The 11,230-nt window shown below is 65.8% G+C and carries 9 protein-coding genes; 8 read left to right on the top strand and 1 reads right to left on the bottom strand.

Going from position 1 to position 11,230, the window contains the following annotated elements; all coding sequences use genetic code 11:
- The 5 genes from catA to ispA form a co-directional block, all read left to right on the top strand.
- Nucleotides 1–783, top strand: a 783-nt coding sequence (gene catA, locus E8E75_RS01395; RefSeq protein WP_280357787.1) for a catechol 1,2-dioxygenase, incomplete at its 5' end; no start/stop codon positions are given.
- A gap of 230 nt (nt 784–1,013) precedes the next feature.
- Nucleotides 1,014–1,448 carry a 3-isopropylmalate dehydratase gene (locus E8E75_RS01390; RefSeq protein WP_120653217.1) on the top strand — a complete coding sequence of 145 codons (435 nt, stop codon included), beginning with the start codon at nt 1,014–1,016 and terminating at the stop codon, nt 1,446–1,448.
- A gap of 297 nt (nt 1,449–1,745) precedes the next feature.
- Nucleotides 1,746–2,504 (top strand): sulfite exporter TauE/SafE family protein, encoded by a 759-nt coding sequence (locus E8E75_RS01385; RefSeq protein WP_153918436.1) that lies wholly within the window; start codon nt 1,746–1,748, stop codon nt 2,502–2,504.
- A 231-nt stretch (nt 2,505–2,735) separates the two neighbouring features.
- Nucleotides 2,736–2,978, top strand: a complete 243-nt coding sequence (locus E8E75_RS01380; RefSeq protein ID WP_120653218.1) for an exodeoxyribonuclease VII small subunit — start codon at nt 2,736–2,738, stop codon at nt 2,976–2,978.
- Complete coding sequence (gene ispA / locus E8E75_RS01375; RefSeq protein WP_153918434.1) at nt 2,975–3,862, top strand: (2E,6E)-farnesyl diphosphate synthase; 888 nt, start codon at nt 2,975–2,977, stop codon at nt 3,860–3,862. The genes E8E75_RS01380 and ispA overlap by 4 nt, the downstream gene beginning before the upstream one ends.
- A gap of 30 nt (nt 3,863–3,892) precedes the next feature.
- Here the strand turns inward: ispA and E8E75_RS01370 are convergent, their stop codons facing one another.
- Complete coding sequence (locus tag E8E75_RS01370; protein WP_162945852.1) at nt 3,893–4,789, bottom strand: phosphatase PAP2 family protein; 897 nt, start codon at nt 4,787–4,789, stop codon at nt 3,893–3,895.
- 196 nt (nt 4,790–4,985) lie between these two features.
- Here E8E75_RS01370 and E8E75_RS01365 point away from each other — a divergent pair, with 196 nt between their 5' ends.
- The 3 genes from E8E75_RS01365 to dxs all read left to right on the top strand — a co-directional run bounded on the left by E8E75_RS01365 (nt 4,986) and on the right by dxs (nt 11,223).
- Complete coding sequence (locus E8E75_RS01365) at nt 4,986–8,255, top strand: carboxyl transferase domain-containing protein (RefSeq protein WP_280357782.1); 3,270 nt, start codon at nt 4,986–4,988, stop codon at nt 8,253–8,255.
- Nucleotides 8,256–8,270: 15 nt separating this feature from the next.
- Entirely contained in the window at nt 8,271–9,224 is a 954-nt protein-coding gene (locus E8E75_RS01360; RefSeq protein ID WP_153918432.1) for an alpha/beta hydrolase, read from the top strand.
- 103 nt (nt 9,225–9,327) lie between these two features.
- Entirely contained in the window at nt 9,328–11,223 is a 1,896-nt protein-coding gene (gene dxs, locus E8E75_RS01355; protein ID WP_120653223.1) for a 1-deoxy-D-xylulose-5-phosphate synthase, read from the top strand.
- Nucleotides 11,224–11,230 lie beyond the last annotated feature (7 nt).

Here is an 11,230-nt window from a genome sequence, read left to right as displayed (position 1 = left end):
ATCATCGAAGACCTGGAAGTCACCACCGAAGAGTTCTGGAAAGCGGTGGACTACTTCAACCGCATGGGCGCCCGCGGCGAAGCCGGCCTGCTGGTAGCCGGCCTTGGCCTGGAGCACTACCTGGACCTGCTGCTGGATGCCCAGGACGAGCAGGCCGGCCTGTCCGGCGGCACCCCGCGCACCATCGAAGGTCCGCTGTACGTAGCTGGCGCGCCGCTGTCCGAAGGCGAAACGCGCATGGACGACGGCACCGATGCCGGCACCGTGATGTTCCTCCAGGGCCAGGTCAAAGACGCCGAGGGCAAACCGATCGCCGGTGCCGTGGTCGACCTGTGGCACGCCAACACCAAGGGCACCTATTCCTACTTCGACACCACCCAGTCGGACTACAACCTGCGTCGCCGCATCGTCACCGATGCCGATGGCCGCTACCGCGCCCGCAGCATCGTGCCGTCCGGCTACGGCTGCCCGCCGGATGGCACCACCCAGGAAGTGCTGAACCACCTGGGCCGCCACGGCAATCGTCCGGCACACATCCACTTCTTCATCTCCGCACCGGGCTATCGCCACCTGACCACCCAGATCAACCTGTCGGGCGACGAATACCTGTGGGACGACTTCGCCTATGCCACCCGCGACGGGCTGGTGGGCGAGGTGCGCTTCGGCGAAAACCGCCATGGCGTGGTAGGTCGGGTTGCCGAAATCGACTTCGACTTCCAGCTGCAGAAGGCCCCTAGCCCGGAGCAGGAAGCCATCCGCGATCGCGTTCGCGCCGAAGGCTGAGTCAGGGAGGCTGGTTCTCACGCTACTTGAGCCGGTCGTTGTGGGCCGGCCTTGGGTGCCGAGCGGTTTTCCCTCACCCCGGCCCCACTCCCACAGGCAGAGGGGTGACTCGCGCCGGGTACTCCCTGCCAATCCTTCAGGCGAGAACGATCGCCGATCGGCGTGGCATTCCCTACTCCATCCACTAGAGTTCCAGCAGCGCTTTCGCGTTTCCGCCCAAGGAGGGCTCCATGCGTCTGACCTGTGCCGCTGTTTCTCTGCTCCTGCTCGCCGGTTGCTCGTCCTACCGGGCCGAGCCGGAACACATCATCCCAGTCCCGGCCGACCGTTTGCTGGCGTTCCAGGACCCGGTAGAAGGCGGTGGACAGATCGTGGTGAACCGCGACATGGGCGGATTGGGCAGCGGCTGCTACATCGCCGTGCATGTGGATCGCCAGTTGGCGGCGCGCATCGGTATCGGCGAGGTTGCCAGCTTCCAGGTGCCGCCCGGTGATCGAATTGTCGGCATCGGCATCGACGAAACCGACGACACCCTCTGCTCCAAAGGTCGTCTGCGTCGTGAGAAGGCCGCCCATGTGGAGACCGGCCAAAGCGAGCATTTCCGCATCGTCAGCGACAACCGTGAAGGTTTCGCCCTGCTGGCGGACGATCCGAAAGCACAATGAAAGAGGCCGGAATCGGGGCTGTATAACCCGGTTCCGGCCTGACGCTAAAGCGTGGATCTCTGCCTTGTCACCTTCCGCAGTTACTGCCCGGGAAGGCTTGTGGAGTGGGCTTCCTTGCGCTTACCGCCCCCGCCCCATACGAGTTGTTGAAAGCATACTGCTACCGCGAAAACACGCGTCTCCACTTATCAGCGATTCGGCTCACTGGTCGGCGGCCAATCAGGCAGGAGACCGTTCGCCCGTCCTTTGCCACCGTTCATTCTCGAGGGTAACCTGCCGGCTTTTGCGCGCCTGCTCATGAGCCTCCACGATTTCTTCCTCCTATTGGTCGCCGGCTTCGCGGCGGGGGGCATGAATGCCCTTGCCGGCGGCGGAACGTTTTTCTCCTTCCCCGCCCTGCTCGCGGCCGGCCTGCCCCCTGTCACCGCCAACGCTACCAACGCCGTGGCCCTGTGGCCCGCCAGCCTGGCCGCCAGCTGGGCGGCACGCGAACAACTGCGTCCGCTGGGTCGCTACGTGGTGCCGCTGGTGCTGGTGTCCCTTCTGGGCGGACTGGGCGGCGGCCTGCTGTTGCTGGCCGGTGGCGACGAGACATTCCGCCGGCTGATTCCCTGGCTGCTGCTGGCCGCCACCCTGTTGTTCGCTGCCAGTCCCTGGCTGAGCAGGCTGATCAACCGCCAGCACGCAGCCGGCGGGCTTCCGCCCCACGGCCTTGCCAGCCACCTGTCTCACAGCCTGGTTGCCATCTACGGCGGCTACTTCGGCGCCGGCATGGGCATCCTGCAACTGGCGGCCTTTTCCATCGAAGGCCATCCGCTGCTGCGCGCCAACGCGTTGAAGAACCTGCTGTCGAGCACTATCTACAGCGTGGCGGTGGTGACCTTCGTGGCGGCAGGCAGGGTCAGTTGGACCGAACTCGCCGTGCTGCTCGGTGCCGCCAGTTGTGGCGGTTATGCAGGCGGCGCGCTGGCCCGGCGGCTGCCGACCAGCTGGTTGCGCTGGCTGGTGATCGCCGTAGGGACGGGGATGACGGTGTATTACTTCTTCACCGCCTGAGTGTGGGAGCGAATTCATTCGCGAATAAATTCGCTCCCACTGGACGCCGAACCTCCCTTGGTGGGCTGAAGCCCACCCTACGGACTTCACCGAACGCGCTCTTGTAGGGGGGAATTCATTCGCCCCTACAGGTTCCTCACCAAGCCCCAGCAACCATCCGCCCCCTTCATTTGCCCGCAAGGTGCGCCTCTGCTAGTGTCGCGCCCGATTCGACCGCCGCGAGACAGCAACATGGCCCGCAAGAAAGCCTCCCCCGATTTCGAACAGTCCCTCGCCGAACTGCAGACCCTGGTGGAACGCCTGGAAAGTGGCGAGCTCTCGCTGGAGGACTCCCTCAGCGCCTTCGAGCAAGGCATCCGCCTGACCCGTGAATGCCAGTCCGCGCTGAACCAGGCCGAACAGAAGGTGCAGATCCTGCTGGAACGCGACGGCCAGCTGGAGGAAGCGCCCTTCGACGCGGACGAGCAAGCATGATTTCCGGCTACCAGACCCGCTGCCAGGAGAGAGTCGATGCAGCCCTCGCCGAGCTGTTCATCGCTCCGCTCGCGCCGCTCGACCGTCTCTACCAGGCTATGCGCTACAGCGTGATGAACGGCGGCAAACGCGTGCGCCCGCTGCTGGTCTACGCAGCTTGCGAAGCCTTGGGCGGCGACGTGGCGCGGGCCGATGGTGCGGCCTGCGCGGTGGAGCTGATCCACGCCTATTCCCTGGTTCATGACGATCTGCCGGCGATGGACGACGACGACCTGCGTCGTGGCCAGCCCACCACCCATATCGCCTTCGACGAAGCCAGCGCCATTCTCGCCGGCGACGGTTTGCAGGCACTGGCCTTCGAAGTGCTGGCCGATGCCCAGCGCAACCCGCACGATGCTGAAACCCGCCTGGCGATGATCGCCAGCCTCGTCCAGGCCGCTGGTCCCGCCGGGATGGTTGGCGGCCAGGCCATCGATCTGGGTTCTGTAGGGCTGAAACTCGACCAGGCTGCATTGGAAACCATGCACCGTCACAAGACCGGTGCGCTGATCGAAGCCAGCGTGCGCCTCGGTGCCCTGGCCAGTGGCCGTGCCGACCCTGCGACACTGGCAGCGCTGCGCATTTACTCCCGCGCAATCGGCCTGGCCTTCCAGGTGCAGGACGACATTCTCGACGTGGAAAGCGATACCGCCACCCTGGGCAAGACCCAGGGCAAGGACGAGGCCCACGACAAGCCCACCTACCCTGCCCTGCTCGGCCTCGACAATGCCAAGGCCTATGCCCTGGATTTGCGTGACCAGGCCCTGCGGGCCATCGCCTCGCTCGGTGACAGCGCCGAGCCGCTGCGCGCCCTGGCGCGCTATATCGTCGAACGGCGCAGCTGATCGCGCCGTCCGACATTAACCTCGGTTTTATCAGGCGACCGGCTCGGCTGCAGCGCCCTGTGGCGTGCGACCTGCTTCCAGCAGCCCCATGCGTACCAGTATCCAGGGCATCGCTGCCGCTACGAACATGCCCATCACCAGCCCGCGCAGCCCCTGCCAGAGTTGCGGGTCCAGCGGCCAGGCACCACCGGCCAGCTTCAGCGCTTTCTGCAGCACGATGAAACTCACCGCACCGATGCCTGCGGCCAGCAGGCGGCGCCAGACGGCAACCTCGGCGGAAAACGCCAACTGGCGATAGCCGCACAACACGCCGATGATCAGCCCCGCCAGCAGCGGCACATAGCTGGGCGCAACCCCAGGCCAGGTCTGCCAGGCGCCAAGGAACACCAGCAGGATCAGCGCCAGGTGCCAAAGCCCGTGGGCCTCGCGCCACCAGTTCCATTGCCGAACCTGCGCGAACAGCAGCAGGGTAGCAATGCCCAGCAGCGAGCCACCCAGCACGTCCTCCACATCATGAGCACCGAGGTAGAGCCGGCTGAAAATGATCCCCGTCACCACCCCGGCGCTGACCACCCAGGCCCAGGCGCGACGCAGCTCGAAGGCCAACCAGAACCAGATCACCACGGCGATCTGCGCGTGACCGCTGGGCAGGCCGAAGCTGTCGCCCACCTCATGGTCCATGCGCAGGGTCATGTCCGGACGCGGGTCCTGCCAGTAATCCTTGAGCCAGGCGTTGATCAGTGCGGTCACGGCCACCAGCACCAGCAGCCGCAAGAAGACCCCGCGGTTCCAGGCCCAATAGCCCAGCGGCAGGAAGAACAGGATGAACTTCTCGTAACCCAGCAGAGTAAAGAAGCGCATCACCGGGGTCAGCGTGTCGCTGCGTAGGGGCAGCACCCAGTCCAGGCTGTGCAGCAACTCGTTCATCGACGGTCCTTGTGGAGTAAATGGAGGCGCCACAGATACTGCAGGGCATCGGGCTGCCACAAGGGCCGATTCGGACATTCCATATCACCGGATCATCAGCCGCCATGAGTGGCGGGTATTCGTCGCGGCACAGTTGGCTGCGGCGATTGGCCCTCGCTGCCTAAGATCACTGGATTGCACGCCAAGGACCCTAGTCGTGACCACAGCCATCCAGTCCCTGCTGATCGCCAACCGTGGCGAAATCGCCATCCGCATCGCCCGCGCCGCCGCCGAACTGGGCATCCGCAGCGTCGCGGTGTACGCCGAGGACGATGACCAGTCCCTGCACCTGCGCAAGACCGACCTCGCAGTGCCGCTCGTGGGCCGCGGCGCAGCGGCCTACCTGGATGCCACTCAATTGGTGAAAGTGGCGCTCGAGAATGGCTGCGACGCCGTGCACCCCGGCTACGGATTCCTCAGCGAGAACGCCGATTTCGCCCGCCAGTGTGAAGCCGTCGGCATCCGTTTCATCGGGCCTTCGGCCGAGGCCCTGGAACTGTTCGGCGACAAGGCCCGCGCCCGTGAGTTGGCCGCGCGCTGCGGCCTGCCGCTGGCCACCGGAAGCAATCACGCCACTTCCCAGGAAGAAGCCGGCGCGCTGCTGAAAAGCGGCCCGATCATGCTCAAGGCCCTGGCCGGTGGTGGCGGGCGCGGTATGCGCGCGGTACGCGGCAAGGCGGAGCTGGCACAAGCCTTCGAGCGCTGCCAGTCCGAGGCCCGCGCCGCCTTCGGCAATGGCGACCTGTACGTCGAGCGACTGATCGAGAACGCCCGGCACATCGAAGTGCAGGTGCTGGGCGACGGCGAGCAGGTGACGCATTTGTGGGAGCGCGATTGCAGCCTGCAACGACGTCACCAGAAGGTGGTCGAGATCGCCCCTGCGCCCGACCTGGATGTGGACCTGCGCCAGCGCATCCTCGATGCGGCGCTGACCCTGGCCACCGCCGTGGGCTATCGCGGTATCGGCACATTCGAGTTCCTGGTGGACGCAGCCCGTGGCAATTTCGTGTTCATGGAAGCCAACCCGCGCGTCCAGGTCGAACACTGCATCACCGAGGCCATCACAGGCATCGACCTGGTCCAGGCGCAGATCCGTCTCGCCGCCGGCGCCAGCCTGGCCGAACTGGGCCTTCTTGCGCCCATTGCCTCACGCGGCTTCGCTGTCCAGTTGCGGATCAATCTGGAGAGCATGCAGGCCGACGGCAGTGCCCGCCCTGCTGGCGGACTGATCAGCGCCTTTGATCCACCCAGCGGCCCCGGCATCCGTGTCGACGGCTATGGCTACGCTGGTTACGCCACCAACCCCAGCTACGACTCGCTGCTGGCCAAGCTGATCGTCCAGGGCGACGACCTGCCCGCCGCCCTGCGCCGCGCCTATCGCGCACTGTGTGAATTCCGCCTCGAGGGGGTGACGAGCAACATCCACTTCCTGCAAAACCTGCTACGTCGTGCAGAACTGGCAAATGGCGTCGACACCCGCTTCATCGAGCGGGAAATCGGTCAACTCCTGGCCCCGCAACAAGCTGCCCATCCACACCTGTTCGTCAGCGGCGCGAAAACCGCCAGCAATGGCCCGACCGGGCAACCCGACGCACCGGCCGGCTGTGTGCCGCTGAACGCGCCCAGCCAGGGTGTGCTGGTCAGCCTCGATGTGCAGGTGGGCGACGCCGTTGCCGCCGGGCAGGCGGTGGCGGTGCTGGAGGCGATGAAGATGGAGTTCGTAGTCAAGGCGGTCCAGGGCGGCATCGTCCGGGCACTGGCCGTGGCACCGGGCGACAGCCTGTTCGAAGGCGCTCCGCTGCTGTTCCTGGAACCTGCGGAAGTGGTCGGTGATGCGGTGCTGAGCGAGGAGAGCCTCGACCTTGCCCATATCCGCGCGGATCTTGCCGAAGTGCTGGAACGCCATGCAGTCACCACCGATGAACGTCGCCCGCAGGCCGTGGCCCGACGGCGCAAGACCGGTCAGCGCACGACACGAGAGAACCTTGACGACCTGCTGGATGCAGGCAGCTTCATCGAGTACGGCGCATTGGCGCTGGCGGCCCAGCGTCGGCGCCGGTCGCTGGAGGAGCTGATAGAGCAGAGCCCGGCCGACGGGCTGGTGGCTGGTATCGGCACGGTCAACGCCACCCGGTTCGGCAGCGAGGCCGCCCGTTGCATGACCATCGCCTACGACTACACGGTGTTCGCCGGTACGCAGGGGGTGATGAACCACAAGAAGACCGACCGCATGCTGGGCCTGGCCGAGCAATGGCGGCTGCCGCTGGTGCTGTTCGCGGAAGGCGGCGGTGGCCGGCCGGGGGATTCGGACTTCGTCGGTGTGGCGGGGCTGGACTGCCACACCTTCGTGGGCATGGCGCGACTGTCCGGCCTGGTGCCGTTGGTGGGTGTGGTTTCCGGCCGCTGCTTTGCCGGCAATGCTGCGCTGCTCGGTTGCTGCGATGTGATCATTGCGACAAAGAACGCCAGCATCGGCATGGCCGGCCCGGCCATGATCGAAGGCGGCGGCCTGGGCAGCTTCGCGCCGGAGGAAGTCGGCCCCAGCAGCGTCCAGGGCCCCAACGGGGTAATCGACGTGCTGGTGGAGGATGAGGCCGAAGCGGTTCGAGTAGCCCGGCAGTACCTGTCTTATTTCCAGGGCGACCTGGTCGACTGGCAATGCGCCGACCAGCGCCTGTTGCGCCAGGCCATTCCGGAGAATCGCCTGCGGGTCTACGACGTACGCGCACTGATTGAAACCCTGGCCGACCAGGACTCGGTACTGGAGCTGCGCCGACAGTTCGCGCCCGGCCTGATCACGGCCTTCATCCGCATCGAAGGCAAGGCGTTCGGCCTGCTGGCTAACAACCCGATGCATCTGGGCGGCGCCATCGACGCCCAGGCCGGCGACAAAGCCGCGCGTTTCATGCAGCTTTGCGATGCCTTCGACATCCCCATGCTCTCGCTATGCGACACCCCCGGCTTCATGGTCGGTCCGGAATCGGAGAAGCAGGCCACGGTGCGCCATGTCTCGCGCATGTTCGTCGCCGCTGCCGGGCTCTCGGTGCCCTACTTCACCGTAGTGCTGCGCAAGGGCTACGGCCTGGGCGCCCAAGCCATGGCGGCGGGCAGCTTCCATTCGCCAATGTTCACCATCGCCTGGCCCAGCGGCGAATTTGGCGCCATGGGCCTGGAAGGCGCAGTCCGTCTGGGCTACGCCAAGGAGCTGGCAGCCGTGGAAGACCCGACCGAGCGCCAACTGCTGTTCGACAAGATGGTTGCCAAGGCCTACCAGAACGGCAAGGCGATCAACATGGCCAGCTTCCTGGAGATCGACGCCGTGATCGACCCGCAGGAAACCCGCTCCTGGTTGCTGCGCGGGTTGAACGCCGCTCCCAGACCGGCGCCCCGCTCTGGCAAGAAACGCCCCTTCGTCGACACCTGGTAAGAAACGGAGCCTGTCATGCCGCCACTCGAACATCGCCTGCTGCCGGTCAATGGCATAACCCTGAGCCTTTACATGGCCGGCCCCGCCGCGGGACGACCGGTGTGGCTGCTGCATGGTTTCCCCGAATGCTGGTTCTCCTGGCGCCAGCAAATAACGCCGCTGGTGGAAGCCGGCTATCGGGTGCTGGTACCTGAAATGCGTGGCTATGGGGAGAGCAGTGCCCCTGAAGCGATCGAAGATTACGCACTGCTGACCCTTTGCGCAGACATCCAGGCCGCCATGGACAGCCTCGAGCAGACCGATGCCTGCGTGATCGGCCATGACTGGGGCGCGCCGGTGGCCTGGCACCTGGCGCTACTGGAGCCGCGCCGCATCCGTGCCATGGGCGCCATGTCGGTGCCCTTCGGTGGGCGTCCCAAGCGTCCAGCCATCGAGATCATGCGCGAGGCCAATGCCGGTCGCTTCAACTACATCCTCTACTTCCAGGAGCCTGGTGTGGCCGAGGCGGAACTGGATGCCGACCTCGACCGCAGTCTTCGCCTCCTGCTAAGCGACCTGGGCGACGCGGTGCTGCGCGACCGGCCCGCCGGCGCCGGCCTGCTGGATGGCCTCAGCGAGTCGCCCGCCCTCCCCGGCTGGTGCGATGCCGAGGAATTCGCCGTCTACCGCCGCACCCTGACCCGACAGGGCTTTCGCGGGCCGCTCAACTGGTACCGCAACTTCACCCGCAACTGGGAGCAGACCGAATTCCTGGCAAGCAGGCAGGTCGAGCAGCCCGCGCTGTTTCTCGTCGGCGACCTCGACCCGGTCGCACAACTGGAGGCTTACACGCTCAAGCGCATGGCCAGCCTGGTGCCGCGCCTGGAGCAGACCCGGTTACCCGATTGCGGCCACTGGTTACAGAACGAGCGCCCTGACCTGGTGAATCCGTTGCTGCTGGACTTCCTGTCCCGCCATTACCCGGCGTAGCAGATCGCACAGGCTGCTACGAACTGACTGACAGCGTGTTTGGGCAGTTACCAACGCATCAGGTAAACTTGCCCATCTTTTTTTTCCTATAACGATTCGCCTGATGCCCACGACGTTCCACGAGATTCCCCGCGAACGCCCCGTCACGCCCCTGCTCGACCGCGCGGCGACGCCGGATCAACTGCGCCGGCTTGGTGAGGCGGAGCTGGAAACCCTGGCCGACGAACTGCGCCAGTACCTGCTCTATACCGTCGGCAAGACCGGCGGACACTTCGGTGCCGGCCTGGGCGTGGTGGAACTGACCATCGCCCTGCACTACGTCTACGACACACCCGACGACCGGCTGGTCTGGGACGTGGGCCACCAGGCCTATCCGCACAAGATCCTCACCGGGCGCCGCGAGCAGATGGGCACCCTGCGCCAGAAGGACGGCGTCGCCGCCTTCCCACGCCGCGTGGAGAGCGAGTACGACACCTTCGGCGTCGGCCACTCCAGCACCTCCATCAGCGCCGCCCTGGGCATGGCTATCGCCGCCCGCATGCAGGGTTCAAACCGCAAGTCGATCGCCGTGATCGGCGACGGCGCGCTGACCGCAGGCATGGCCTTCGAGGCGCTCAACCATGCGTCGGATGTCCAGGCAGACATGCTGGTGATCCTCAACGACAACGACATGTCGATCTCGCGCAACGTCGGCGGCCTGTCGAACTACCTGGCGAAGATCCTCTCCAGCCGTACCTACGCCAGCATGCGCGAAGGCAGCAAGAAGGTGCTCTCGCGCCTGCCCGGCGCCTGGGAAATCGCTCGCCGCACCGAGGAATATGCCAAGGGCATGCTGGTTCCCGGCACCCTGTTCGAGGAGCTCGGCTGGAATTACATCGGCCCCATCGACGGCCATGACCTGCCCACCCTGGTTGCGACCCTGCGCAACATGCGCGACCTCAAGGGCCCGCAGTTCCTCCATGTGGTGACCAAGAAGGGCAAAGGCTTCGCCCCGGCGGAAGTCGACCCCATTGGCTACCACGCCATTACCAAGCTGGAGCCGATCAAGGCCCCGGCCGCACCGAAGAAACCTTCCGGCCCGAAATACTCCAGCGTGTTCGGCCAGTGGCTGTGCGACATGGCCGGGCAGGACCCGCGCCTGGTGGGCATCACCCCGGCGATGAAGGAAGGCTCCGACCTGGTGGCCTTCAGCGAGCGCTTCCCGGATCGTTACTTCGACGTGGCCATCGCCGAGCAGCACGCTGTGACCCTGGCGGCCGGCATGGCCTGCGACGGCGCCAAGCCGGTGGTGGCCATCTATTCCACCTTCCTCCAGCGCGGCTACGACCAGTTGATCCACGACGTGGCGGTGCAGAATCTCGATGTGCTGTTCGCCATCGACCGCGCCGGCCTGGTAGGTGAAGACGGCCCGACCCACGCGGGCAGCTTCGACCTCTCTTACCTGCGCTGCATCCCCGGCATGCTGGTGATGACGCCGAGTGACGAGAACGAACTGCGCCTGCTGCTGACCACCGGCTACCACTTCGAAGGCCCGGCAGCGGTGCGCTACCCGCGCGGCAGCGGCCCGAACGCACCGATCGATGCGACCCTGGCGCCGGTGGAAATCGGCAAGGGTGTGGTCCGTCGCAAGGGTTCGAAGGTCGCGATGCTGGTGTTCGGCGTGCAACTGGCCGACGCCCTGCAAGTGGCCGAAGGCCTCGATGCCACAGTGGTCGATATGCGTTTCGTCAAACCCCTGGACGAAGCGCTGGTGCGTGAACTGGCCGGTAGCCACGAACTGCTGGTGACTATCGAGGAGAACAGCGTGATGGGTGGCGCTGGCGCCGCCGTCAGTGAGTTCCTCGCCCGCGAGAACCTGCTCAAGCCGGTGCTGCACCTGGGGCTGCCCGACTACTACGTCGAACACGCCAAACCGGCGGAAATGCTCGCCGAGTGCGGGCTGGATGCGGCGGGTATCGAGGCGTCGGTGCGCGCTCGCCTGGCGTTGCTGGGGCTCTGATCGTCAC

This window comes from Pseudomonas sp. BN606 (assembly GCF_029873115.1).
Taxonomy (GTDB): domain Bacteria; phylum Pseudomonadota; class Gammaproteobacteria; order Pseudomonadales; family Pseudomonadaceae; genus Metapseudomonas.
The sequence above is the reverse complement of the archived record's forward strand: the minus strand, read 5'-3'. Positions and strand labels throughout refer to the sequence as shown.

What these genes read in the sequence shown, in the direction of transcription:
- dxs (WP_120653223.1), top strand. Translation starts at nt 9,328, where the DNA reads ATGCCCACGACGTTCCACGAGATTCCCCGCGAACGCCCCGTCACGCCC.
- E8E75_RS01380 (WP_120653218.1), top strand. Translation starts at nt 2,736, where the DNA reads ATGGCCCGCAAGAAAGCCTCCCCCGATTTCGAACAGTCCCTCGCCGAA.
- E8E75_RS01390 (WP_120653217.1), top strand. Translation starts at nt 1,014, where the DNA reads ATGCGTCTGACCTGTGCCGCTGTTTCTCTGCTCCTGCTCGCCGGTTGC.
- E8E75_RS01370 (WP_162945852.1), bottom strand. Translation starts at nt 4,789, where the DNA reads ATGAACGAGTTGCTGCACAGCCTGGACTGGGTGCTGCCCCTACGCAGC.
- ispA (WP_153918434.1), top strand. Translation starts at nt 2,975, where the DNA reads ATGATTTCCGGCTACCAGACCCGCTGCCAGGAGAGAGTCGATGCAGCC.
- E8E75_RS01385 (WP_153918436.1), top strand. Translation starts at nt 1,746, where the DNA reads ATGAGCCTCCACGATTTCTTCCTCCTATTGGTCGCCGGCTTCGCGGCG.
- E8E75_RS01360 (WP_153918432.1), top strand. Translation starts at nt 8,271, where the DNA reads ATGCCGCCACTCGAACATCGCCTGCTGCCGGTCAATGGCATAACCCTG.